The organism is Janthinobacterium sp. 1_2014MBL_MicDiv (assembly GCF_001865675.1).
Taxonomy (GTDB): Bacteria; Pseudomonadota; Gammaproteobacteria; order Burkholderiales; family Burkholderiaceae_D; genus Janthinobacterium.
In genome coordinates, this window is record NZ_CP011319.1 from 566,451 (window position 1) to 591,009 (window position 24,559).

Below are 24,559 nucleotides of genomic sequence, written 5' to 3' on the forward strand. Positions count from 1 at the left end.
GGAGAGACAAATGGCAACAGCCGCTAAGAAATCAGAAGTAAAGAAACCAGCCGCCAAGGCTGCTCCTGCCGCGAAGAAGCCGGCAGCCGCAGCGAAGACGGTTGCCGCTAAACCAGCTGCCAAAGCCGCAGCGAAACCAGCCGCCAAACCAGTCGCCAAAACCGCAGCCAAGCCTGCGGCAAAAGTGGCTGCCAAGCCGGCAGCAAAACCAGTAGCGAAAGCCGCCGCGAAACCAGCGGCCAAGGCCGCAGTAAAACCGGCCGCCAAGCCGGCAGCGAAAGCCACAGCGAAACCTGCCGCGAAGGCAGCAGCCAAGCCTGTAGCGAAAAAAGCCGCCGCCAAACCGGCAGCCAAGCCGGCAGCGAAAGCCGCAGCGAAACCTGCCGCCAAGGCAGCAGCCAAGCCAGCGGTGAAAAAAGCCGCAGCGAAACCTGCGGCCAAGGCAGCAGCCAAACCTGTCGCCAAGGCAGCAGCCAAGCCAGCGGCGAAAAAAGTCGTTGCCAAGGCAGCAGCAAAGCCAGCAGCAAAAGCTGCAGCCAAGCCAGCGGCCAAGGTAGCAGCGAAGCCAGCAGCGAAAGCTGCCGCCAAGCCAGCAGCAAAAGCTGCGGCGAAGCCAGCGGTGAAAAAAGCCGCAGCGAAACCTGCGGCCAAGGCAGCAGCGAAGCCGGCCGCCAAAGCGGTAGCCAAGCCAGCAGCGAAAAAAGTCGTCGCCAAGGCAGCAGCCAAGCCGGCCGCCAAAGCAGCAGCCAAGCCAGCAGCAAAAGCTGCAGCGAAGCCAGCAGCCAAGGTAGCAGCGAAGCCAGCAGCAAAAACCGCAGCGAAGCCAGCAGCAAAAGCTGCAGCCAAGCCAGCGGCCAAGGTAGCAGCGAAGCCAGCAGCAAAAGCTGCAGCCAAGCCAGCCGCCAAAGTTGCCGCGAAGCCAGCGGCCAAGCCGGCAGCCAAGGTCGCAGCGAAACCTGCCGCCAAGGTAGCCGCAAAACCGGTAGCGAAGCCAGCGGCCAAGGTAGCAGCGAAGCCGGCAGCAAAAGCTGCAGCCAAGCCAGCCGCCAAGCCGGCAGCGAAAGCCGCAGCGAAACCTGCTGCCAAGCCAGCTGCAGCGCCAGTCGTGGCAGCAGCACCGGCCGCAGCAGCGCCGGCAGCGGCAGCTCCAGCGGCACCAGCCGCCGTGGCCGCCAAGCCAGCCGCCAAGAAGGCCGCGCCTAAAAAGGCCGCGCCGAAGAAGGCAGCTCCTGCCGCCAAGCCATCGGCACCTATCGCACCTGTAGCAAAAACCGTGTTGGCACCGGCTGCAGCCTGGCCATTCCCAACCAGCACCCGCCCATCGTAATTTCCACGATACGGATGCCTGGATGAGGCAACACGCCGCTGTGTGACTCAATCACACAGCGGTTTTTTTTTGGAGAATTTGTCGTGCTGATCGTTATCCTTACATTGATCGTTGATACCATTGCCACTCTGCTGGGCGGGGTCTTGCTGCTGCGCTTCTGGATGCAGGCGGTACGCGTGCGGCCGCCGTCGTCCGTGGCGCAATTCACCTTTCAATTGTCCGACTGGCTGGTGCGTCCCCTGCGCCGCGTGGTGCCGGGCGTGGGCGGATATGACTGGGCCAGCCTGATCGGCGCCTTCCTGATTGTGTTGCTGGCCAGTACGGTCCTGTTTATTTCCGGTTACCCGGTCGAAGCGGTGCTGCTCAAATCGCTGCAACGCTTCCTGCAATGGATACTCTACGGTTTCATGGCCTTGCTGATCATCGAAGCCATCTTCAGCTGGGTCAACCCGCATGCGCCGCTGGCGCCCTTCGTACGGGCCCTGAACGAGCCGCTGCTGCGTCCGATCCGCAAGGTGGTGCCGCTGGTCGGCAGCCTGGACCTGTCGCTGTTGGTGGCCCTGATTCTGCTGCAGATCGCGCAAGTGCTGGTGGGGATGATTTTTGTGGTGCGATGACGGTGAGGTGGTGGCGTAGGCCGGGTTAGCGTAGCGTAACCCGACATCACCACTTGTCATGCTAACGATGTTGTCGGATTACGCGCGGTTTTACCGCGCTAATCCGACCTACAGATTAATAGCGGTAGCCGAACGCCGCTTCGAACTGGTCGGCGATGCTGGCTGGCGTAAACACGTGGTTTTGCGCGCCCTGGGTGGCGATCTTGATGGCGCCCAGCAGGCTGGCCAGGCGGCCGCTGGTTTCCCAGCCCAGGTCGTTGGTGATGCCGAACAGCAAGCCGGCGCGGTAGGCATCGCCGCAGCCGGTGGGATCCAGCACTTCCTTGGCGGCAACGACAGGGATGTCGATGCGCTTGCCGTCCGTATAGATTTCCGAACCCTTTTCGCCGCGCGTGACGATCAGCGCTTCCAGGCGGCTGGCGATTTCCGGCAGGGTCAGACCTGTGCGTTCCATCAACATTTCCATTTCATAGTCGTTGGCCGACACATACGTGGCTTTGTTGATGAAGTCGATCAACTGCTCGCCGTTAAAACGCGGCAACTGCTGACCTGGATCAAACATGAAAGGGATGCCCAGCTCGGCCAGGTCGGCGGCGTGCTTGAGCATGCCAAGGTCGCCGTCCGGCGAAATGATGGCGACCTTGGCCGGGCCCGCATTGGCGATCGGGTTTTCATGCGCGAACGACATGGCGCCCGGATGGAAGGCGTTGATCTGGTTATTGTCCGCATCGGCGGTGACGAAGCACTGCGCGTTGTAGCTGTCGGCCTTGATCAGGATGTTGGCGGTGGAAATGCCCAGCTTTTGCAGGCGTTCCAGGTAGGCGGCGCTGTCCTGGCCCATGACGCCGACGATGCGCGGCTCGCCGCCCAGCATTTTCAGGCTGTAGGCGATATTGCCCGAGCAGCCGCCAAACTCGGTGCGCATGGTGGGCACGAGGAAGGACACGTTTACCTTGTGCAGCTGGTCGGCCAGCAGCGATTCGCCGAAGCGGCCGGGGAATTGCATGATGGTGTCGGTGGCAAGCGAGCCGCAGATCAACGATGTTTTAGTCATGATAGTGTGCTGTTAAGGGTAAAAGATGGCGATATGGTAGCCAGACGCCGTGAGCTGGTCTAATGCGAAATACACTTTGATGGTTTGTTCCGAGCGCGGCGCCAGGCCCTTGGCCACGTCGATATTCGCCGGCAGGTAGTCGCGCGGCGCGATGACGCGGCGCAACACGGGCTTGTCGTTGGCGTCATTGAGGGTCAGTTCGATGCTGGGCCACGCCTGCACGCTGCGGCTGTGGTTGCGCAGCAGGGAAACATAGGAAAAGGTCTGTTCCTTCAGGGTCTGCAGCTCGCCCTGTTCGATGGCCAGCGCCTCGATCTGCGCCGGCAAGTCCACCTGGCAGCCGCTCAGCGAGCAGAGCGCGGCCAGGGTTGGCTTCCACTGCGGAAATTGTGCCGCCAGCGGATTGCGGAATGTGGTCATCACTTGCAGCACCAATATGAGCAGCAGCGCCAGCGAGCCAAGGGCCATGGCCACGCGCAAGGCCTTGCCGCTTTGTTCGCGGCGCCGGCCCTGGATGACAAAGGCCGGCTCGTCGTCCGCCGGCGCTGGCGCAGCCTCGGTTTCTTCCTCTGCCTCGGCGGTGCCGGCGTGCTCTGGCGCCGGCACTTCGTCGGGCGGCGGCGTGAACGGCTGTGCGGCCAGCGTGGGCTCCTGGCGCGCGCCGGCGGGAGCGGCGGGCGGCACGGCGGCCGGCACGGGCTTGTCGAGGCTGATTTTTTCCACGTCCGGCCCACTGGCGGGCGCACTGCCGTCGAGGTTCGGTTCGCGGCGGCTGTCGCGCAAATACGTGGCAAAGGCGGGCGCCTCATCGACCTGGCGGCGCTTGAACGGCGCCATCGGCCGGGGCAAGGGCGGTTCGGGCAGCTCTGCCGGTGCTGCTACAGCGATGTCGGCAGGCGCGGCGGCAGGCACGTCGGCCGGCAGGTCCACGTCGAGGTCCAGCTCGATATGCTCGGTATCGTCTTCGTCATCCTTGAGCTGTGCCGTTTCCGGCAGGATGCCGAACGGGTCGAACGAGGTGTCGAAATCGAGGGAATAGATGGGTTCGTCGTCCGTGGCGGACGGCAGGCTGTCTGCCAGCGGGGCAGCGCCGGACAGCGGCGGAGTGGCAGTGGCGGGATGCGATGTTAAAAACGGCGATGCCGCGGCTGGATCGACCAGCGCGGCATTGCCGTCAAAGACTTCCCTGCACGTGCCACAGCGCACGATGCCCCCACGTAACTTCAACTGGTCAGCAGCGACCCGAAATATCGTGTTGCAATGGGGGCATTTGGTGGCGAGGGCCATTGCTGTGCTTATGCACCTTCCGCGCGGGGCGCAGGGGCTTGTGTTGCACCCAGGCGGCCATGCAGCGCCACCCAGCCGTCTTGCTCGGCCCACACGCCCAGCTCGATGAACGGAGCGTAGGCAGCGGCTACTTCTTCCGCCTGGCGTGCCAGCACGCCGGACAGGATCAGGGCGCCGCCGTCGGCGACGCGGCCCGACAGCATCGGCGCCATCAGCTTCAATGGGCTCGACAGGATATTCGCGACAACGATGTCAAACTTGGCCGTGGCGTGTGCCGAGGTGGCAAACGTGTCTGGCAAGAAATATTCGATCTCGCACTGGTTGCGTTCGGCATTGTCGCGCGCCGATTCGATCGCCTGCGGGTCGATATCCACGCCGGCCACCGTTTGCGCGCCCAGTTTCTTGGCCACCATGGCCAGGATGCCGGAGCCGCAACCATAGTCGAGCACGGTCTTGCCGGGCGCAGGGTGCGCTTCCAGCCATTCCATGCACAGGCGCGTGGTCGGATGGCTGCCCGTGCCGAAGGCCAGGCCCGGATCCAGTTCCAGGATCAGGCCGTCAGGATCCGGTGCCTCGTGCCAGCTGGGCACGACCCAGATGTTCTTGCCGATGTGAATCGGCGCGAACTGCGACTGGGTCAAACGCACCCAGTCCTGCTCTTCCACGGGGCGCACGGTAAAGGCGGGCACGTCCGCCATGCCGACCGCCTGGGCGGCGGCGGCCACGATGGCGGCCTGGTCGGCGTCGACGTCCGTCAGCGCCACCACGCGGCTGCGTTCCCACGCCGCTTCCTTCGGTTCCATGCCGGGTTCGCCAAACAAAGGCTGTTCGGCATCCGTGCCTTCGTCGGCGTCTTCCACCGACACCGACAGCGCGCCCGCTTCCATCAACGCGTCGGACATGGCTTCGGCGTTGTCGCGGGCGATTTCGATGACGATTTCAGTCCAGCTCATGCGTCCGCCTTGATTTCGGATTTCTTGGCGATGCTGGGGCTGCCGCCATGCAGGTTCTTGCCCAGGTCCGGCATGTCGGCCAGCTTCTGTTCCAGATAGTGAATGTTGGTGCCGCCTTCGATGAAGCGGGCGTCGATCATCAGCTCGCGATGCAGGGCGATGTTCGTATTGATGCCTTCGACCACCATTTCGGACAGGGCGATCTGCATGCGGCGAATCGCTTGCTCGCGCGTAGCGCCGTAAGCGATCACTTTGCCGATCATCGAGTCGTAGTGCGGCGGCACGTAATAGCCGGCGTAGGCGTGCGAATCGACGCGGATGCCGGGACCGCCCGGTGCATGCCACGAGACGATCTTGCCTGGCGATGGCGTGAACTTGAACGGATCTTCCGCATTGATGCGGCACTCGATGGCGTGGCCCGACAGCATGACGTCGCGCTGGCGGAAACGCAGTTTTTCGCCGGCGGCGATGCGGATCTGTTCTTGCACGATGTCGATGCCGGTGATCATTTCGGTGACCGGATGTTCGACTTGCACGCGGGTATTCATTTCAATGAAATAGAACTCGCCGTTTTCGTACAGGAACTCAAACGTGCCGGCGCCGCGGTAGCCGATCTTGCGGCAGGCTTCGGCGCAACGGTCGCCGATTTTTTCGATCAGCTTGCGCGGGATGCCCGGCGCCGGCGCTTCTTCGATCACTTTCTGGTGGCGGCGCTGCATGGAGCAGTCGCGCTCGCCCAGCCAGACGGCGTTTTTGTGTTCGTCGGCGAGGATCTGGATTTCCACGTGGCGCGGATTTTCCAGGTACTTCTCCATATACACTTCAGGGTTGCCGAAAGCCGTGCCGGCTTCCGTCTTGGTCATCGCCACGGCGTTGATCAGGGCCGCTTCCGTGTGTACCACGCGCATGCCGCGTCCGCCACCGCCACCGGCGGCCTTGATGATGACCGGGTAGCCGATCTTGCGGGCAATTTGCACGATCGCTTTCGGATCGTCCGGCAACGCGCCTTCCGAGCCGGGTACGCACGGTACGCCAGCCTTGATCATGGTTTGCTTGGCCGACACTTTGTCGCCCATCAAACGGATCGATTCGGAGCGGGGGCCGATGAAGACGAAGCCCGATTTCTCGACGCGTTCGGCAAAGTCGGCGTTTTCCGACAGGAAGCCATAGCCTGGGTGAATCGCTTGTGCATCCGTCACTTCAGCGGCGCTGATGATGGCGGGCATGTTCAGGTAGCTCAGGGCGGACTGGGCCGGCCCGATACAAACGGATTCGTCGGCCAGCTTGACGTATTTCGCGTCCTTGTCGGCTTCGGAGTGGACTACAACCGTTTTGATGCCCATTTCGCGGCAGGCGCGCTGAATACGGAGGGCAATTTCACCACGGTTGGCAATCAGGATTTTTTCAAACATGGTAGGTTCGCGTATGTCTGTGAGAGCCGGCGAGCCGGCGAAACAACAAGTGTGGGAGGGGCTAGAACTGCAAACGGCCGTTGCCGGCCGTGTTGACTGGGTTTTAGCCGATCACAAACAGGGGTTGACCGAATTCGACCGGCTGGCCGTTTTCGACCAGGATCTGGGTCACGACACCGGCTTTGTCCGAGTCGATTTCATTGAGCAGCTTCATCGCTTCGATGATGCACAGGGTATCACCTTCCTTGACGGTGGAACCCACTTCGACGTACGCGGCGCTGCCAGGAGCGGAGGAACGGTAGAAGGTGCCGACCATCGGCGACTTGACCACATAGCCCGTTGGCTCGGCGGCAACGACGACAGCGGCGGCCGCCGGTGCTGGCGCAGCGGCTGGCGCGGCTGGCTGGTAGTGGGCTTGCATGCCTTGCGGCTGCATCATGACCATCTGGTTTTGCGGCATGGCCGACGATTTGACGATGCGAACCTTGCTTTCGCCTTCGGTAACTTCCAGCTCTGCGATATCCGATTCGGCGACCAGGTCGATCAAGGTCTTGAGTTTTCGTAGATCCATGTAAAACCCCTAGGAATGTAGTTTGTTTTATGAGTGATGCGGTGATGTCCAGAACCTATCGCCGCGCTAAATGCGTGCAGATCGCGTAGATTAACGTTTTTTAAGCGCAAAGTCGATGGCAAACCGATATCCATCGATACCCAGGCCGCAGATCGTCCCCTGCGCGATCGCGCTGAGAAATGAGTGATGTCGAAACGTTTCGCGTTGATAAATATTCGAGATATGGACTTCCACGAACGGAATGGCAACCCCGGCCAGCGCATCGCGCAAGGCGACGCTGGTATGGGTCAAACCGCCCGGATTGATGACGATGGCATCGATCCCTTCCGCTCGCGCGGCATGGATGCGGTCGATCAGCGCGCCTTCATGGTTGCTTTGGAAGCAGACCAGGTCGGCACCGGCCGCCATGGCTTGCGCCATTGCTGCCTGCTCGATATCGGCCAAGGTGCTGGCGCCGTAGACCTCAGGCTCGCGCGTTCCCAGCAAATTCAGGTTGGGACCGTTGAGCAGAAGGAGGTTTTTTGCCATGTATGGAAGACCGTTTTAGCGAAAGTTCCGCATTTTGCCGCCAAAGATACGCATTGGCAAGAGAAAAAAGCACGCTCCGAATTTACAATTTATCCAGATCGGCGCGCAACTGATCAAATTTCAAGCGTCCCAGATAGGTCTTTTTGACTTCGCCATCGGCGCCGATCAGCACCGTAAAGGGCAAGCCGCCCGTCGCATTGCCAAAATGGCGCGACAGGTCGGTGCCGCTCATGCCGGACACGTAGACGGGATAGGCAATCTTGACCTTGCTGGCAAAGGTGGCAATATTGCTGGCCGAATCGATGCCGATACCGATGACCTGCAGGTTTTTCCCCGCATAGTGGCCTTGCACTTCGGATAACTCCGGCATTTCTTCCACGCAGGGCGGGCACCATGGGGCCCAGAAATTGACCAGCAGGTTCTTGCCTTTCCATTGTGACAAGGCTTGCGTGGCGCCGGCCGCGTCCGGCAGCGACAGCGCATACAGTTCATTCACGGGGCCCGTCGCGCCCGGCGCGATGGTGGTCGTCAGCGGACCCGCTTTTTCCTTGTCCTTATGCAAACCTACGTATGCGCCCATGCCGCCAAACATCAGCGCAACGATGGTGCAAGCAATCCAATTCTTCTTTGTCATAGCTATTATTTATCTATCTGTTAGTGGGCGCGCCATCGGCCAGGCTGATGGCCAGCAGGCTGCGCAAGCCTGTGATATCCGTGCGCAGCACCTTGCCGTCCGCCTTGGCTTTCAGCGCGCCGCGCATATCGTCGAGCTCATACAGGGCCGCGTGCACGCCTTCGTTTTTCCATAAGAAACTGGCCGTCTCGACCGCATCATAACGCGCTCCCTTGAAATGCGGGCTTTCCGACATGTCGAGCACGACATTTTTATTCAGCAGGAAGATGTGAATCTCCTTGGCGCTCTCGGCAAACAGCTGCAAATAGATCTCGTCGTGCGGGCCGGCCGTGCCGTTGAGTACGGGGCCGCTAAGCAGGGGATGAAATTGTTGCAAGGCTTCCATTACCTGCAGCGCAATCGTGCGCAGCTGGAACAGGCGCGCCGGCTGGCTGTCGGCCAGGAACAGGGCATTGTACTGGCGTACCTGTTCCTCGATCAGATCGTTGTCAGGAAGTATATTGGGGCGGTTCGGCGCGTCGCCGAGGACTTGCCGCGCGGCCTTGCGCTTGGCGCTGGCATAGTCGGCGCCGTCCTGCGCCACCAGGCGCGCGGCGGCAGCGGCGATTTCCAGGCGCAACTGCGCGCTATCGTCAAATGCATCGTTTGTCATGAGCGAGATGATACTCTGAAGCGGAAAAAGTCATGGCGTCAGGTAAAATCCTACACTTGCTCTTTTTTATCTCACCGTCTTACTTAACTTCGCACCTTTCGCACTGATCACATGCACATTCATATCCTCGGCATTTGCGGTACCTTCATGGGCGGCCTGGCTGTCCTCGCCAAGGAAGCCGGCCATAAAGTTACCGGCTGCGACGCCAACGTCTATCCTCCGATGAGCACCCAGTTGGAATCGCAGGGAATCGAACTGATCCAGGGCTTTGACCCGGAACAAACCCGGCTGAACCCGGATTTGTATGTGATTGGCAATGTGGTCTCGCGCGGCAATCCGCTGGTGGAAGAGATATTGAACCGCAGCCTGCCATACGTGTCTGGCCCGCAGTGGATCGGTGAACATATATTACGCAACAAGTGGGTGCTGGCCGTTGCCGGCACGCATGGCAAGACGACCACCTCGGCCATGCTGGCGTGGATACTCGAAGACGCCGGCTACGCGCCTGGCTTCCTGATCGGCGGCGTGCCGATGAATTTTGGCATTTCCGCCCGCCTCAGCGGCAAGATCGACGGTAAAAGCGCCGATTCCGACTTCTTCGTCATCGAAGCCGATGAATACGACACGGCCTTCTTCGACAAGCGCAGCAAATTCGTGCACTACCACGCGAAAACGGCCGTCATGAATAACCTGGAATATGATCACGCCGACATCTTCCCCGATCTGCATGCGATCGAGACGCAATTTCATCACCTGGTGCGTACCGTGCCCGGCATTGGCCGCCTGATCGTCAATGGCGACGAAGCGTCGCTGCAGCGCGTGCTGGCGCGCGGTTGCTGGAGCGAACAGGAAAGTTTTGGTCAGGATGCCAACTGGCAACTGCAAGAGCAAGCCGATGGCAGCTTTGACGTGTTCTTCAATGGCAAGCAGGAAGGCCATGTGGCGTGGGCGCTCACGGGCAAGCACAACCGCAGCAATGCGCTGGCGGCGATTGCCGCCGCGCGCCACGTCGGTGTGCCGATTGCCCAGGCGTGCGCCTCGCTGGCCACGTTTGACAGCGTCAAGCGCCGCATGGAAGTGCGCGGCGTGGTCGACAGCATTACCGTGTACGACGACTTCGCCCATCACCCGACGGCGATTGCCACCACGGTGGGCGGCTTGCGCCAGAAAATCGGCCAGGCTGGCCGCATCCTGGCCGTGCTGGAACCGCGTTCGAACACCATGAAGCTGGGCGCCATGAAAGACGCGCTGCCGGGCAGCCTGAAGGATGCCGATCTGGTCTTCGGTTTCGGCAGCCAGCAAGCGCTGGGCTGGAGCCTGGGCGACGCGCTGGCGCCGCTGGGCGCGATGGCCAGCGCGTATGAGGACATCGATACGCTGGTGGCCGCCGTGGTGGCCGCCGCCCGTCCCGGCGACCAGATCGTGGTCATGAGCAATGGCGGCTTCGGCGGCGTGCACGAGAAATTGCTGAAGGCGCTGGGCCGATGATTCTGTATCTGCATGGATTCCGCTCGTCGCCGCTGTCGATGAAGTCGCGCCTGCTGGCTGAGCAGACGCAGGCGCTGGGCCGCACGGCGGAATGGCTGTGCCCGCAATTGCCCGCTTCGCCGAAGCTGGCCATCGAACTGGCCCGCTCGCTGGTGCAGTACGTGCCGCCGGCGGAATTGACGATCATCGGCTCCTCGCTGGGCGGCTATTACGCCACCTGGCTGGCCGAGCAACTCGCTTGCCGTGCAGTGCTGCTCAATCCGGCGATTGTTCCCTTGATCGACCTGGAACAGCATGTGGGCGTGACGACCGAGTTTCATTCGGACAAGCCGTTCGAATTCAAGCGCGAATATATCGATGAGTTGCGCGCGTTTGCCGTGCAGCACATTACTGAACCACAACGTTATTTCCTGATCGCCGCCACCGGTGACGAAGTGCTCGACTACCGCGACATGGTGGCGCATTATCGGGGGGCGCGCCAGCTCGTCATCGACGGCAGCGACCACGGCATCAGCGAATTTGCCGATTACGTGGCGCCCGTCCTGGCCTTTTGCGGTATCGATATCAATTCTGCAATGGCCGAAGGCGCGGCCCGGTGAGGCCGGGTTCGCTGCGGCAGGCGCAGTGGCATGCGCATGTGAACGCCGTCAATGCGCCCCCGGCCCTGCGCCACTGGCTGACGGGCGGCGGTTCGCTGACGGCCAAGCTGAAGGCGCATAGCCAGGCATTCCGCGTGCAATGTTTACATCAGGAAACGGCGCGTTGTCTGAGCGACGAGTCTGCCATCATCGGCCTGCATCGCGCGGGCCGGGTATGGGAACGCGAAGTGCTGTTGCGGTGTGATAATAGACCGGCCGTGTTTGGCCACACCGTCGTGCCCATGCAGGCGACGGCCACCGACTGGCCCCTGTTTTCCGCACTGGGCGAACGCTCGCTGGGGACGACCCTGTTTGGCGATCGCATGGTACGGCGTGGCACGCTCGAATTTGCCCGTTTGCGCGCGGGACACCCGCTGGTGCAGCGGGCGCAGGCGGCGCTGGCCCTGGAAGGCGCAGGCTGCGATGCCAAGGCGCTGTTTTTTGCCCGACGCTGCTTATATCAGCGTCATCAAGGATTGCTGCTGGTAACGGAAGTATTTCTGCCGGCGGTGCTGGAGCTGAATTTCGTCACTCGCACCGTTGCAACCGACACATTAATAAACAAAGCATAACAATGAATCTATTTTTTGAAGAATCCGGCGATTTCAAGGTCGGCACGGTCCTGTCGCAAGCGGGCGAGGCGTACCAGGTTGAAATGGCCAGCGGCAAGCGCAGCAAGGTCAAGATCAAGGATGTGCTGCTGCAGTATGAGAAGCCGGCCCCGGCCGAGCTGCTGGAGCAAGCCAAGGCTGTTGCCGCCGAGATCGACCTCGATTTCCTGTGGGAAGTGGCGGGCGAAGATGAATTCGGCTTTGCCGAGCTGGGCGCCGAGTATTTCGGCCATGTCCCCTTGCCGCCGGAAGCGGCGGGCCTGATCCTGGCCCTGCATTCGGCGCCCGTGTATTTCTACAAGAAGGGCCGCGGCCGCTACAAGGCGGCGCCGGAAGCATCGCTGAAGGCGGCCCTGGCCGGCATCGAAAAGAAAAAGCAGCAGGCGCTGGTGCAAGCCGCGTACGTGGAAGAGCTGAAACAGAACCGCTTGCCCGCCTCCATGCAGCCGATGGTGCTGCAGCTGCTGTTCAAGCCGGACAAGAACACCATCGAATACAAGGCGCTGGAAGCGGCATGCACGGAATTGCACACGACGCCGCCGCGCCTGATGCTGGCCATCGGTGGTATTGCTTCGCCAAAAGACTTGCACCTGTCGAAATTCCTCTTCGAGAATTTCCCCAAGGGCGCCGGTTTCCCCAGCGTGCCCGTGCCCTCCGTGACGGCCAAGCTGCCGCGGGCGGACGTGGCCGCGTTCTCGATCGACGACGTGACCACCACCGAGATCGACGATGCCTTCTCCGTGCAGCCGTTGCCGGATGGCACGGTGAAAGTGGGCATCCACATCGCCGCGCCGGGCCTGGGCATCCGCCCGGAAGACGTGATCGACAAGATGGCGCGCCAGCGCATGTCGACCGTCTACATGCCGGGTGACAAGATCACCATGCTGCCCGATGAAATCGTCAACGCCTTCACCCTGGCCGAAGGCACGACGTGCCCGGCCCTGTCGCTGTATGCCACGCTCGACCCGAAAGCCGACTGGGCCGTGGTCAGCACGCAGACGCGTGCCGAACTGGTGCCGATCGCCAGCAACCTGCGCCACAATCAGCTCGACGACCTGGTCAATGAGGAAACCCTGGCCAGCGGCGAGGGCGAGTACCCGCACAAGGCCGATTTTGCCGTGCTTTGGCAATGGGCGCAGCAGCTGGAACAGGGCCGCATGAAGAAGCGCGAAGCGTTTGGCCTGAAGCCGGAACAGAACAACCGCGTCGATTTCAACTTCTACGTGGAAAACGACATCGTCACCGTGGCGCGCCGCAAGCGTGGCGCGCCGCTGGATAAGATCGTCGCCGAATTGATGATTTTTGCCAACAGTACCTGGGGCAAGATGCTGCACGACCATGGCGTGCCCGGCATCTACCGCAGCCAGGGCGGTGGCAGCGGCAATAGCTGGGCGGCAAAGATGCAGGTGCGCATGGTCACCCATGCGGCGCCGCACCAGGGCCTGGGCGTGGATCAATACGCTTGGAGCACGTCGCCCTTGCGCCGCTATACGGACCTGGTGAACCAGTGGCAAATCATCGCCTGCGCCGAGCACGGCGTGACGGCGCCCCTGGTGGCGCCATTCAAGCCGCGCGACGCCAACCTGTTCGCCATCGTCTCGGCGTTTGATGCGGCGTATGCCGCGTATGGCGACTTCCAGTCGAACATGGAACGCTACTGGTGCTTGCGCTGGTTGCACCAGGAAAACGCACGCCAGGTCGATGCCGTCGTGCTGAAAGATGAAATCCTGCGCCTGGTCGACATTCCGCTGGTCATCAAGCTGCCGGGCATGCCATCGGTGGCGCGCGGCGCGCAAGTGAAACTGGACTTGCTGCGCTGGGATGAGGTCGACCTGAGCATCGAGGCGCGCCTGCTGGAAATCGCCGCCGTGCCGGATGCGGCGGCCGACGCCGAGCTCGATTACGAGGAAGACGCGGGCGACGACGTGGCCGACGATGGTGTGGCAGCAGCGGAAACATCGCCGGAAGCGGCGAACCAGGTCAGCGACGCCGACGCGGAAGTGGCGGAACTGGCCAGCGAAGACGTGGTCAGCGAGCCGGAGGTCAAGTAAGGCGTCGCTCCAGTCACAGGGCGGTGCTGAAAACTGTTACCAGCACCGCCCTTTGACGTAGAATTCAGCCATCTTGTATCTTGTGCTTGTTGCGAACTGGGTTGCGCGTGAAGTCTTTCCGAGAGTATCGTTTCCTGATGGTGGCCGTGGCGGTATCGCTGCTGGCGCACGGCGCCTTGCTGGCGATGCATTTTGTCGCCCCGGCGCCGCAGCGGGCCGTCGCCACCGACCCCGGCCTGGAAGTGATCCTCGTCAATGCCAAGCATGCCAACAAGCCGCTGAAGGCCGATGCCCTGGCGCAAGCGAACCTCGATGGCGGTGGCCAGGCCGACAAGGGCCGCGCCAAGTCGCCGCTGCCCGACCTGCGCAAGGTGGAAGAGGGCGAGAGCGTCAAGGCCAGCGCCCGGCGCATTGCCGAACTGGAACAGAAACAGCAGGAACTGCTGACGCAGGCGGCCAAGCCCACGCCCTACAGCGCCGCGCCCGTCACGGAAAAGGACAAGCCCAATCCGCTGGCATCCGGTTCGGACCTGATGGAAAGCAGCAAGGCCATCGCCCGCATGGCGGCCGAGATCAGCCAGACCGTGGAAGACCAGAACAAGCGTCCGCGCAAGACCTTCATCACGCCCAGCACGCAGGAGGTCGGCTATGCCATGTATTACAAGACCCTGCAAAAGCGCATCGAGGAAATCGGCACCCTGAATTTCCCGCAAAACAATGGCCGCAAGATGTATGGCGAACTGGTCGTGTACATTCCCATCTTCCAGGACGGTACGATTTACCAGAAGGAGGGCGGCGCCCGCGTCGAACGCAGCTCGGGCAATCCCGCGCTGGACGCGGCCGCCCTGGCCATCGTGCGCCGCGCGGCGCCCTTCGGTCGTTTCCCACCGAATATGTTGTCCAGTGACAAGGATGACCTGTGGGTCGTGATTACCCGCTTCAAATTTACCCGCGAAGAAAAAATGGAAGCCAACCTGACTGGCGGCAGCAATTGAACAAGCACAAGATGAATCCAGATCAATATTGCGTCTTCGGCAACCCGATCGCCCACAGCAAGTCCCCCCTGATCCACGCCGCCTTTGCCCTGCAGACGGGCGAGGCCATCGCCTATGAGCGCCGGCTGGCGCCGCTGGACGGCTTTGCGCTGGCGGCGCGCACGTTTGCCGCCGAGGGCGGCAAGGGCGCGAACGTGACGGTGCCGTTCAAGCTCGACGCCTGCGCGCTGGCCACGGAACTGACGCCGCGCGCGCGCGCGGCGGGCGCCGTGAATACCCTGCGTTTCGATGGCGACAGCATTCTTGGCGACAATACCGATGGCGCCGGCCTGGTGGCCGATATCGTGCGCAATGCCGGCGTGGCCATTGCCGGCAAGCGCGTCTTGCTGCTCGGTGCCGGCGGGGCCGCGCGCGGCGTGTTGCTGCCCCTGCTGGAATGGCAACCGCAGGAAATTGTCATTGCCAACCGCACCGTGGCCACGGCCCAGGCCCTGGTGGCGCAGTTTGCCGATGCGCTGAGCCACCCCGGCCAATTGCATGCCGGCGGCTTCGAGCAGCCCGGGGGCGTCTTCGATATCGTCATCAATGCCACCTCGGCCAGCCTGGCGGGCGACTTGCCGCCCGTGCCTGCCGGCATCTTCGGCAGCCATACCCTGGCGCTGGACATGATGTATGGCGCCCAGCCTACCGTCTTCATGGACTTTGCCGCCCGGCATGGCGCGCAGGTGCGCGATGGCCTGGGCATGCTGGTGGAGCAGGCGGCCGAAGCGTTTTACGTGTGGCGCGGCGTGCGGCCGCAGACGCAGGACTTGCTGGCGCAATTGCGCAGCGCCCTGTGAGCGGCGGCAAGAAGGGCGGCCGTAACGGCGCCGGCGGCCGCCGCTACGGCTGGATCAAGTGGCTGTTCATCGTGCCCATCCTGGCGTTTATCGTCGTGCAATTGTATTTTTTCCTGCAAATCTGGTGGTGGATCGACCATAACCCCAGCAGCACGGCCTTCATGCGCGAGCAGTTATCTGTTTTACAGGAAAAAAATCCGAATGCCGCCATCAAGCAGACGTGGGTGCCGTACAACCGCATTTCGACCAATCTGAAGCGGGCCATCATCGCCTCGGAAGACGCGAATTTCTCCGAGCACGAAGGCGTGGACTGGGAAGCCTTGCAAAAAGCCTATGAAAAGAATAACAAGAAGCAGAAAGTCGTCGCTGGCGGCTCCACCATTACGCAGCAGCTGGCGAAGAATCTGTTCCTGTCCGGTTCGCGCAGCTATGTGCGCAAGGGCCAGGAGCTGATCATTACCTACATGCTGGAAAGCCTGATGGACAAGCAGCGCATTTTCGAGATTTACCTGAATGTGGTGGAGTTTGGCACCGGCATCTTCGGCGCCGAAGCGGCGGCGCGCCATTATTATCACGTCAGCGCGGCCAGCCTGAGCGCGGCGCAGGCGGCGAAACTGGCCGTGATGCTGCCGAATCCCCGCTTCTATGACCGCCACCGCGACACGGGCTACCTGAACCGGCGCACCGGCGTGATCCTGCGCCGCATGGGCGCGGCGGCCTTGCCTTGATTTAAGTCATTCCACATTATCAAACATGCCTGAATTGAATGATTGCGTTCAGGCATCTTGAAATGCCCCCGATGTGCAGCGCCGCACATTTTTCCGCGAAAAAGCGCCACGCAGGGGTGGTCGTGAAAAGGCCTTTGCGGGTACACTTGCGCTGTTTTCATTTTTGGCGCCAGCGCCAGCACATCACGATAACCCAACATCCGGCTGAGAGCGCGCATGATCAATGTCTTTGTATTACAGAATGGCCGGCTCAACCAGGTGCCGATCGACAGCCGCGCAGACCTCGAAAATGCCGAACCGGTCTGGGTCGACCTGACCGACCCCACCGATGACGAACGGGCCTGGGTCAAGGCCATCTACAACGTCACCCTGCCGGGCGAAGACGAAGTCAAGGATATTGAAGCGTCGGCCCGCTATTACGAAGCGGAAAACGGCGACCTGCATCTGCGCACGGACTTTTTGCGCGAAGAGGACGACGGCCCGTCGCGCGTCATCACGGTCGCGTTCATTCTTGCCCGCAAGATCCTGTTTTCCATGCATACGGACGACCTGCCCGTGTTCCGCCTGGTGCGCATGCGCGCCCGCTCGCGGCCAGGCTCGATCGCCGACTACATGGACGTGCTGCTCGACCTGTACGCCACCGACGCCGAATATTCGGCCGACGTGCTCGAAGGCATCTACCAGAACCTGGAAGAAGTCAGCACGCGCGTGCTGCAAAAGGAATTTACCGATGCGCACGCGGCCGAAGCGCTGAATGCGATTGCCCACGAGGAAGATTTGAATGGCCGCATCCGCCGCAACATGATGGATACGCGCCGCGCCGTGAGCTTTCTGATGCGCGGCCGCTTGCTCAATTCCGAGCAGTTCGAGGAAGCGCGCCAGATCTTGCGCGATATCGAATCGCTCGATGGCCACACGTCTTTCCTGTTTGATAAGATCAACTTCCTGATGGACGCCACCGTCGGCTTCATCAACATCAACCAGAACAAGATCATCAAGATCTTCTCGGTGGCCAGCGTGGCCTTCCTGCCGCCGACCCTGATCGCCAGCGTGTACGGCATGAACTTCAAGCTGATGCCGGAGCTGGAATGGTCGTTCGGTTATCCCTGGGCCTGGGGCCTGATGATCACCAGCGCCATCGCACCCTTCCTGTACTTCCGCCACCGCGGCTGGCTGAAATAAGCCACCAGCGCCGGGACGCTCCTGCGCCCGGCGCCGTTGCCGGGCCCGCCCCAATTTCAAGGCGCACGCAGCAAATTCAAAAATCAGCGATAATCACTGGTATTGCGTGGTATTGAATTGGTATTTGTCGTTGCCACCATCATTCCTGTCCGCGCGCGCGGTGCTTGCTGAAAAAAAGTATCGCTATCTGTCCGCTTTTGGCGTGGCTGCGCCCGCCTGCTCCACCGTATGATTGCTGTGGCACCGCCTTGCCGGCTGGCCGCCGCATTTCCCGTCACCGTCGTTCTTTTGGAGAATCCATGCCTGATACCGCTACCGCCCAAGCGCGCTTTACCCACCTGATCAGCGACTGCGATGGCGTGCTGATCGACAGCGAAGCCGTGGCCCTGCAAGCACTGCTGGAATTGCTGGCGCCGCGCCTGCCGAACCTGCCCGCCGGCGTTACCCTGCAAGGCTTGATCGAGCCGCGCCTGGGCCAGCGCCTGGTGCCGCTGATGCAGGACATCTACCGGGAACTGGGCTTGCCGCAATTGCCGGCCGACGACATCATGTCCATCGGCAACGCCGTCGATGCGGCGTGCGATGCGCAATTGCGCGCCGTGCCCGGCGTGGCGCAGGCGTTGGCCGCCATTCCCCTGCCCAAGGCCGTGGCGTCGAACAGCGTCAGCGCGCGCGTGCTGTCGGCGCTCGAGCGCACGGGCATGGCGCCGCTGTTCGAGCGCCGCGTCTTCACGCCGGACCTGGTGGGTCACGCCAAGCCGCATCCGGGTGTCTACCTGGCGGCAGCGGCCGCCTTCGGCGTGCCGCCGGCCCGGTGCCTGGTGCTGGAAGACAGCGTCACGGGCGTGACGGCGGCCGTGGCGGCGGGCATGACGGTGCTGGGTTTCATCGGCGGCGGGCATATCGCTCCCGGCCAGGAAGCGCGCCTGAAGGCGGCCGGCGCGCATGTCGTGTTCAGCGACATGGCCAGCCTGCCGGCGCTGGTGGCGGACTTGCTGCAGACGGCCGTCGAGCAGCAAGTGGCTTAATTGCACGTGATTTAGCGGCAGGTGTAGCCGCCATCGACCGGCAGGCTGACGCCGCTGATCATGGCGGCGGCGTCGCTGAGCAGGAACAGGATGGGCTTGGCCACCTCTTCCGGGGTGGCGAAGCGGCGCAGCGGGATGGCGGCCAGCATGGGGCCGCTTTTTGCTGGGTCGCTCCAGTCCCGTTCGGCCATCGGCGTCAGGGTGACGGTGGGGTTGACGCTGTTGACGCGGATGCCGTGCGAACCCAGTTCCAGGCACAGGCTGCGCGTGATCGCATCCATGGCCGCCTTCGAGGCGCAGTACGCCAGGTGATGCTCGAGCGCCACCAGGGCCGCCTGGCTCGACACATTCACGATGCTGCCCTGATGCCCTTCGCGCAGCATGCCTTGCGCCACATGGCGCGCCATCATGGCCGCGCTGCGCGCATTGACGGCCATCACGCGGTCAAAGCTGGCCGTATCCGTTTCCAGGCAGGGCCGCAACTGCGAAATGCCGGAGCAATTGACGAGGCCATCGACGTTGCGCAGCGGCGCCAGCGCGGCCTGCATGGCGTCGCTGTCGCTGATGTCGAGCTGCAGCGGCTCGCAACCGGTGTCGTCGGCCAAGGCGGCCAGCCGGTCGGCGTTTTGCCCAATGGCAATTACCCGCGCGCCGGCGGCGCTGAGCATGCGCGCCGTGACGAGGCCGATGCCGCTGGACGCGCCCGTGACGATGAATTTCTTGTGGCGGAAATCGAATAGCATGCTGGTCCTCAGGTGGCGTGATGGATGCGGTGCATCAGGGGCCGCAATGCGGGATAGGCATCGCGGTAGTGCTCGAATGTGCGGCGGTAGATTGCGCTGGCGTCCGGCTGCGGCGTGCTGCGCGGCACCAGGCTGACCCAGCCCCGCTGCGCCGTTGCCTTGTCGATCAGGCCCGTGCCCAGCGCCGCCAGCAGGGCCGCGCCCAGTGCCGCCTCGACGTTTTCCGCGATGGTGTAGACGGGATAGCCGGTGATGTCGGCAATGATCTGCATCCACAGGGGCGAGTGCGCGGCGCCGCCGACGACGATCAGCTTGTCGTCGAGCGCGACCGTGCCGGTGCCCCTGGCGCCGGCCTCGATATTGTGTTTCAGCGCAAAACTCACGCCTTCGAGCACGGCGCGGTACAAATGGGCGCGGCTGTGGTACAGGCTCAGCCCCAGGAAGGCGCCGCTGGCCCTGGCATCCCAGATGGGGCTGCGTTCGCCCATCAGGTAGGGCAGGAACAGCACGCCGTCCGCGCCGGGCGGGATTTGTTGTGCCTGTTCTTCCATCCGCTGGTGCGCATCGGCATGGCCTAGCAGCCTGGCCGCTTCCACGTCGGCCTGGCAAAATTCGTCGCGGAACCAGCTGACGGAAGCGCCGGCCGTGATGGCGCCGCCAAACACATACAGGTCGGACTGGCTGTTGAACACGTGCGGCATGCTGATCAGGCCATGGCGCGCATCGACTTGCTGGTGGATATAGCCCCAGCACATGCTGGTGCCTATCATCGCCACATGCTGGCCCGCGCGGCTGACGCCGGCGGCGAAGGTGGCCACGGCCGCATCGACGCCGCCCGCGATGACGGGGGTGCCGGCCAGCAAGCCCAGCTGCTGCGCCGCCAGCGGCAGCAGCGCGCCCACCACCTCGGACGAGTCGACCAGGCGTTCCGGCATCATGCGCGCGGGGATGCCCAGCGCCTCGAGCATGGGGGCCGACCAGCCGCGCGCGGCCAGGTCGTACACGCCGCCGATATTGCCGGCCGAACTATGGTCGACCGCCACTTCGCCCGTCAGCAGATAGTTGACGTAGCTGTTCGGCGGCAGGAAGTAGCGCGTGCGGGCCCACACATCGGGGCGGTGGCGCTGCAGCCACAGCATCTTGGTATAGCCGTAATAGCTGTCGACGCCATTGCCGGTGATCGCTTGCAGGCGCTCCAGGTCGACGTGCTGCCTGACCCATTCCACCTCGTCGGTGGCGCGCCGGTCCATCCAGATCAGGCAGGGGTGCAGCGCTTGCATGGCGGCATCGACGGGGATGCCGGAACCGCCATACAGGCTGCTGACGCAGATGGCCTTGACGCTGTGCGCCGGCACGCCGCTGGCGTGCAGCACCTGCCGTACGCACGCCACTACGGCGTCGTACCACACGGCCGGCCATTGTTCCGCCCACAGGGGGCGCGGCGTGTCGACCTGGTAGCCGTGCGCATGCTGCGCCACGAGGGTGCCGCCGCTGGTGACCAGCAGGGCCTTGGTGCTTTGCGTGCCGATATCGACACCGATGACGTAATCCATGCCGGCTTCCCCGTTCAGCCCTGCGCTGCCGGCTTGAGCAGCACCTTGATGGAATCGAGCGAGTTGGCCAGGGCGAACGCCTGCTCCCAGTCTTCCAGCGGGAAGTCGTGCGTGACGATGCCTTTCGAGGTGACGAGGCCCCGCTCCAGCAGATCGATGGCGACCGGGTAGCAATACGGTCCCAGGTGGGCGCCGCGCACGTCGAGTTCCTTGCGGTCGCCGATGATGGACCAGTCGGCGCTGGTTTCCTTGCCGAATACGCTGAACTCGACGAAGCGGCCCAGCTTGCGGATCAGGTTCAAGCCCTGCGTCACGCCGGCCGGCACGCCCGTCGTCTCGATATACACGTCGCAGCCATAGCCGTCCGTCAAGCCATGGATGATGGCCAGCGCATCGTCCTGGGCGGGATTGATGGTGACGTGGGCGCCATATTCGCGCGCCAGCGCCAGGCGTGCCGGCACCATGTCGATCACCACCAGTTTTTTCGGCGTCTTCAGGGCGGCGATCTGCGTCATCATCAGGCCCAGCGGCCCGGCGCCGGCGATCACCACCACGTCGTCGAGCTGCACCTCGGCGCGGTTGACCGTGTGGATGGCGCACGCCATCGGCTCGATGATGGCGGCGTCTTCCAGCGAAATGCTGTCCGGAATCTTGTGCACGAGGGCCGTGGGCGGGATGCGCATGTATTCAGCCATGCCGCCATCGGCCACTTCGCGCTGGAAGCCGAAGATGTTATGCACTTCGCACATCCAGTATTTGCCCGATTTGCAAAAGCGGCACTTGCCGCAAGGCACGATCTGCTCCGCGATGATGCGCTCGCCCACCTTCACGCCGAAGTGTTCCTCGCCGTGCTCCCCCGCCTCGACCACGTAGCCGAAGAATTCATGGCCGGGCACCACCGGCGGCTTGACCCACGATGGCTGGCCGTCGCCGCCCCAGAACATGGCGGCGCCCGAATGGCATTTGCAGTCGCTGGCGCAGATGCCGCAGGCGGCGATGCGGATCAGCAACTCGTTCAGGCGCGGCGCGGGACGCGCGATTTTTTGCAGGCGGTAATCTTTCGGACCGTGGCAAACGACGGCTTGCATGTCGACTTCGGTGTACTTCATGGGAGGCTCCAGGTGGTAAAGGTGGGTCAAGCGGTGCTCAGGCGCGCTTGCTGCTGTTGCGGCTGATGTAAATGGCGAGCAGGATGATCACGCCCTTGATGATGTTTTGCAGGTAAGGCGAGACGCCCATCATGTTCAGGCCGTTATTCAGCACGCCAAGCATGATGGCGCCGATCAGGGTGCCGACGATGGAGCCGCGTCCGCCCGTGATGGCCGTGCCGCCCATGACGACGGCGGCGATCGCGTCCAGCTCGAAGCCGATGCCGGCGTTCGGCTGGCCGCTCATCAGGCGGGACGTCAGCACCAGGCCGGCGATGGCGGCCGTGCCGCCGCTGATGGCATACACGAGCAGCTTGTAGCGCGCCACGCGCACGCCGCTCAGGCGCGTCGCTTCCTCGTTGCCGCCGATGGCGTAGATATAGCGTCCCAGCGGCGTATGGTCGAGCAGCACATAGGCGACGAGGAAGACCAGCAGCATGGCCAGGATCGGCGTCTGCACGCCCAGCACGTTGCCGCGGCCAAAGAATTCGAACCAGTCCGGCAAGTCGTTGATCGGATAGCCGCCCGTGTACAGCAGGGCCAGTCCGCGCGCGATGCCCATGGTGGCCAGGGTGACGATAATCGGCGGCATCTTGGCGTAGGCGACAAAGAAGCCATTGCCCACGCCAAAGGCGATGCCCACGGCCAGGCCGGCGGCAATGGCCAGCCCGGGCGGCAGGCCGGCCACCATCAGGCCCGCCGTCAGGGTGCCCGTCAGCGCCATCACGGAGCCGACGGACAGGTCGATGCCGCCGCTGAGGATGGCGCAGCTCATGCCGACGGCGATGATGGCGTTGATCGACACTTGCCGCGCAATATTGACCAGGTTATCGCTGGAAAAGAAATGGTCGGTGGTGGCCGCCATCGCCGCCGACACCAGCAGCAGGCCGACCAGCGGCAGGAAGGCCGGCGATTGCCTCAGCCGTGCCCACAGGGCGCGCGCCGACAGGGAGGATGCGGCGCCGCGGCGCTGCGCGGCGAGGGGTTCAGTGTTGACCGGCTGTTGCATGGCGCATTACCTCGCTAGAATGAATGGACGCGCCTTCCAGCAGGGCCACGATGGCGCCCTGGCGGAAGACGGCGACCCTGTCGCACATGCCGGTGATTTCCGGCAGTTCCGACGAAATCAGGATGATGGAATAGCCATCGCTGGTCAGTTCACGCATCAGGCGGTAGATTTCCGCCTTGGCGCCGACGTCGATGCCGCGCGTGGGCTCGTCGAAGATGAGGATCTTGCAGTGATGGTTGAGCCAGCGGGCGATCACCACTTTTTGCTGGTTGCCGCCGCTCAGGGTGCCCACGCGCGTGCCGGGACCGGGCGCCTTGACGCCCACCTTGGCCATCATCGACCGCGTGCTGGCCAGCTCGGCCCGGCGGCGTATCCATCCATATCGCGTGTATTTCCCCAGGTTATTGATGGACAGGTTGTCCGTGATGTCGAAATCGAGGATCAAGCCCTCGGTCTTGCGGCTTTCCGGCAACAGGCCTATGCCGTGGCGCAAGGCATCAGCCGGATCGCGCAGGCTGGCCGGCTTGCCGCCGATGCGGACATCCTTGTGCCAGGCCGGGTGGGCGCCCATCACGGCCAGCGCCAGTTCCGTGCGGCCCGAGCCGACCAGGCCCGCAAAGCCGAGGATTTCCCCCTGCTGCAGCTGGAAGCTGTTGACGGGGCCATCCTTGCGCAGGCGCACGTCCCTGGCGTCGAGCACGATGGCCGGCGCCACGGGGCGGACAGGCTTGGCGGGAAAGTTCGCTTCGAGCTTGCGTCCCACCATCATTTCCACCAACTGGTCGATACTGGTGGCGGCCACGTCCGTCATGCCCACGTACTGGCCATCGCGCAAGACGGTGATGCGGTCGCATACGTCGAAGATTTCTTCCATGTGATGCGAGATGAAGATCATCGCCACGCCTTGCTGCCGCAGTTCGCGCATGATGGCGAACAGGTGTTCGGCTTCGCTGGGCGTCAGGGTGGCGGTCGGCTCGTCGAGGATCAGGATGCGGGCATTGAGCGACAGGGCCTTGCCGATTTCCACGAATTGCTGCTGGGCAATGCTGAGCTGGCTGATCTCGGCCGACAGGTCGATCTCGATGTTCAGGCGCGCAAAGATGGCGGCCGCCTGTTGCCGCATGGCTTTTTTCGACAGCAGGCCCACGGCATTCGTCAGCTCGCGTCCGAGGAAGATGTTTTCCACCGCATTCAGGTAGGGAATCAGGGAAAATTCCTGGAAGATGATGGCGATGCCGGCGGCGATGGCGTCGTTGTAGCTGTGAAAATCGCAGGGCAGGCCATCGACGACGATGCTGCCCGCATCGGGCCGGTAGATGCCGCTGAGAATTTTCATCAAGGTGGACTTGCCGGCGCCATTTTCACCGAGCAAGGCGTGGATCTCGCCCTGGCGGATGCTCAGGTTAATGTCGTTCAAGGCCTTCACGCCGGGAAAGCCCTTGGTGATGTTTTGTAGCTGCAAGATCGTATGCATGATGGGTCCGGAGGAACGGTGAGCCTCCCGCAGGCCG

The 24,559-nt window shown here is 62.9% G+C and carries 24 protein-coding genes; 10 read left to right on the plus strand and 14 right to left on the minus strand.

What is annotated here, in order from left to right:
* Nucleotides 1-107: 107 nt before the first annotated feature.
* Nucleotides 108-1,118, minus strand: a complete 1,011-nt coding sequence (locus YQ44_RS29250) for a hypothetical protein (RefSeq protein ID WP_198043861.1) — start codon at nucleotides 1,116-1,118, stop codon at nucleotides 108-110.
* A gap of 292 nt (nucleotides 1,119-1,410) precedes the next feature.
* Between YQ44_RS29250 and YQ44_RS02445 the strand changes: the two genes are divergently transcribed.
* Nucleotides 1,411-1,944, plus strand: a complete 534-nt coding sequence (locus YQ44_RS02445; protein ID WP_232251036.1) for a YggT family protein — start codon at nucleotides 1,411-1,413, stop codon at nucleotides 1,942-1,944.
* Between the two features lie 115 nt (nucleotides 1,945-2,059).
* Here YQ44_RS02445 and YQ44_RS02450 read toward each other — a convergent pair whose 3' ends face one another.
* The 8 genes from YQ44_RS02450 to YQ44_RS02485 all read right to left on the minus strand — a co-directional run bounded on the left by YQ44_RS02450 (nucleotide 2,060) and on the right by YQ44_RS02485 (nucleotide 9,035).
* Nucleotides 2,060-2,998, minus strand: coding sequence for a carbohydrate kinase family protein (locus YQ44_RS02450; RefSeq protein ID WP_071322020.1), 939 nt, complete (start codon nucleotides 2,996-2,998; stop codon nucleotides 2,060-2,062).
* Nucleotides 2,999-3,010: 12 nt separating this feature from the next.
* Nucleotides 3,011-4,285 (minus strand): DUF3426 domain-containing protein, encoded by a 1,275-nt coding sequence (locus YQ44_RS02455; RefSeq protein ID WP_071322021.1) that lies wholly within the window; start codon nucleotides 4,283-4,285, stop codon nucleotides 3,011-3,013.
* Nucleotides 4,286-4,293: 8 nt separating this feature from the next.
* Nucleotides 4,294-5,238, minus strand: coding sequence for a 50S ribosomal protein L11 methyltransferase (prmA, locus tag YQ44_RS02460; RefSeq protein WP_071322022.1), 945 nt, complete (start codon nucleotides 5,236-5,238; stop codon nucleotides 4,294-4,296).
* On the minus strand, nucleotides 5,235-6,650 hold the full coding sequence (accC, locus tag YQ44_RS02465; protein ID WP_071322023.1) for an acetyl-CoA carboxylase biotin carboxylase subunit: 1,416 nt from the start codon (nucleotides 6,648-6,650) through the stop codon (nucleotides 5,235-5,237). Before accC ends, prmA begins: the two co-directional genes overlap by 4 nt.
* 103 nt (nucleotides 6,651-6,753) lie before the next feature.
* The gene (accB, locus tag YQ44_RS02470; protein ID WP_071322024.1) at nucleotides 6,754-7,221 is read right to left on the minus strand and encodes an acetyl-CoA carboxylase biotin carboxyl carrier protein; all 468 of its coding nucleotides are present in this window, start codon (nucleotides 7,219-7,221) and stop codon (nucleotides 6,754-6,756) included.
* A 90-nt stretch (nucleotides 7,222-7,311) separates the two neighbouring features.
* Entirely contained in the window at nucleotides 7,312-7,749 is a 438-nt protein-coding gene (gene aroQ, locus YQ44_RS02475; RefSeq protein ID WP_034746628.1) for a type II 3-dehydroquinate dehydratase, read from the minus strand.
* Nucleotides 7,750-7,831: 82 nt separating this feature from the next.
* Nucleotides 7,832-8,383 (minus strand): TlpA family protein disulfide reductase, encoded by a 552-nt coding sequence (locus tag YQ44_RS02480; RefSeq protein WP_071322025.1) that lies wholly within the window; start codon nucleotides 8,381-8,383, stop codon nucleotides 7,832-7,834.
* A 13-nt stretch (nucleotides 8,384-8,396) separates the two neighbouring features.
* Nucleotides 8,397-9,035 carry a hypothetical protein gene (locus YQ44_RS02485; protein ID WP_071322026.1) on the minus strand — a complete coding sequence of 213 codons (639 nt, stop codon included), beginning with the start codon at nucleotides 9,033-9,035 and terminating at the stop codon, nucleotides 8,397-8,399.
* Between the two features lie 147 nt (nucleotides 9,036-9,182).
* On the opposite strand from YQ44_RS02485, the gene mpl reads away from it, so the two are divergent.
* The 9 genes from mpl (at nucleotide 9,183) to YQ44_RS02530 (ending at nucleotide 18,595) form a co-directional block, all read left to right on the plus strand.
* Nucleotides 9,183-10,523, plus strand: a complete 1,341-nt coding sequence (gene mpl, locus YQ44_RS02490) for a UDP-N-acetylmuramate:L-alanyl-gamma-D-glutamyl-meso-diaminopimelate ligase (RefSeq protein WP_071322027.1) — start codon at nucleotides 9,183-9,185, stop codon at nucleotides 10,521-10,523.
* Entirely contained in the window at nucleotides 10,520-11,122 is a 603-nt protein-coding gene (locus YQ44_RS02495) for a YqiA/YcfP family alpha/beta fold hydrolase (protein WP_071322028.1), read from the plus strand. The genes mpl and YQ44_RS02495 overlap by 4 nt, the downstream gene beginning before the upstream one ends.
* The gene (locus tag YQ44_RS02500; RefSeq protein WP_071322029.1) at nucleotides 11,119-11,733 is read left to right on the plus strand and encodes a chorismate--pyruvate lyase family protein; all 615 of its coding nucleotides are present in this window, start codon (nucleotides 11,119-11,121) and stop codon (nucleotides 11,731-11,733) included. The genes YQ44_RS02495 and YQ44_RS02500 overlap by 4 nt, the downstream gene beginning before the upstream one ends.
* Before the next feature lie 2 nt (nucleotides 11,734-11,735).
* On the plus strand, nucleotides 11,736-13,823 hold the full coding sequence (locus YQ44_RS02505) for a ribonuclease catalytic domain-containing protein (protein ID WP_071322030.1): 2,088 nt from the start codon (nucleotides 11,736-11,738) through the stop codon (nucleotides 13,821-13,823).
* A gap of 137 nt (nucleotides 13,824-13,960) precedes the next feature.
* On the plus strand, nucleotides 13,961-14,818 hold the full coding sequence (locus YQ44_RS02510) for an energy transducer TonB family protein (protein WP_071322031.1): 858 nt from the start codon (nucleotides 13,961-13,963) through the stop codon (nucleotides 14,816-14,818).
* Nucleotides 14,819-14,829: 11 nt separating this feature from the next.
* The gene (gene aroE / locus YQ44_RS02515; RefSeq protein WP_071326212.1) at nucleotides 14,830-15,657 is read left to right on the plus strand and encodes a shikimate dehydrogenase; all 828 of its coding nucleotides are present in this window, start codon (nucleotides 14,830-14,832) and stop codon (nucleotides 15,655-15,657) included.
* On the plus strand, nucleotides 15,639-16,385 hold the full coding sequence (gene mtgA, locus YQ44_RS02520) for a monofunctional biosynthetic peptidoglycan transglycosylase (RefSeq protein ID WP_442905926.1): 747 nt from the start codon (nucleotides 15,639-15,641) through the stop codon (nucleotides 16,383-16,385). The genes aroE and mtgA overlap by 19 nt, the downstream gene beginning before the upstream one ends.
* A gap of 216 nt (nucleotides 16,386-16,601) precedes the next feature.
* A complete protein-coding gene (corA, locus tag YQ44_RS02525; protein ID WP_034746658.1) occupies nucleotides 16,602-17,567 on the plus strand; it encodes a magnesium/cobalt transporter CorA in 966 nt (321 codons plus the stop codon).
* A 299-nt stretch (nucleotides 17,568-17,866) separates the two neighbouring features.
* Nucleotides 17,867-18,595 carry an HAD-IA family hydrolase gene (locus YQ44_RS02530; RefSeq protein WP_071322033.1) on the plus strand — a complete coding sequence of 243 codons (729 nt, stop codon included), beginning with the start codon at nucleotides 17,867-17,869 and terminating at the stop codon, nucleotides 18,593-18,595.
* 11 nt (nucleotides 18,596-18,606) lie between these two features.
* On the opposite strand, the gene YQ44_RS02535 is transcribed toward YQ44_RS02530, so the two are convergent.
* Genes YQ44_RS02535 through YQ44_RS02555 form a run of 5 tightly spaced genes read right to left on the minus strand, consistent with a single transcriptional unit; the run spans nucleotide 18,607 to nucleotide 24,522 of the window.
* On the minus strand, nucleotides 18,607-19,338 hold the full coding sequence (locus YQ44_RS02535; protein WP_071322034.1) for an SDR family oxidoreductase: 732 nt from the start codon (nucleotides 19,336-19,338) through the stop codon (nucleotides 18,607-18,609).
* Nucleotides 19,339-19,346: 8 nt separating this feature from the next.
* Nucleotides 19,347-20,891 (minus strand): FGGY-family carbohydrate kinase, encoded by a 1,545-nt coding sequence (locus tag YQ44_RS02540; RefSeq protein ID WP_071322035.1) that lies wholly within the window; start codon nucleotides 20,889-20,891, stop codon nucleotides 19,347-19,349.
* 14 nt (nucleotides 20,892-20,905) lie between these two features.
* Nucleotides 20,906-22,000, minus strand: a complete 1,095-nt coding sequence (locus tag YQ44_RS02545) for an alcohol dehydrogenase catalytic domain-containing protein (protein ID WP_071322036.1) — start codon at nucleotides 21,998-22,000, stop codon at nucleotides 20,906-20,908.
* 37 nt (nucleotides 22,001-22,037) lie between these two features.
* Nucleotides 22,038-23,048 carry an ABC transporter permease gene (locus tag YQ44_RS02550; protein WP_198043862.1) on the minus strand — a complete coding sequence of 337 codons (1,011 nt, stop codon included), beginning with the start codon at nucleotides 23,046-23,048 and terminating at the stop codon, nucleotides 22,038-22,040.
* Complete coding sequence (locus tag YQ44_RS02555) at nucleotides 23,026-24,522, minus strand: sugar ABC transporter ATP-binding protein (protein ID WP_071322037.1); 1,497 nt, start codon at nucleotides 24,520-24,522, stop codon at nucleotides 23,026-23,028. Before YQ44_RS02555 ends, YQ44_RS02550 begins: the two co-directional genes overlap by 23 nt.
* Nucleotides 24,523-24,559: the final 37 nt, after the last annotated feature.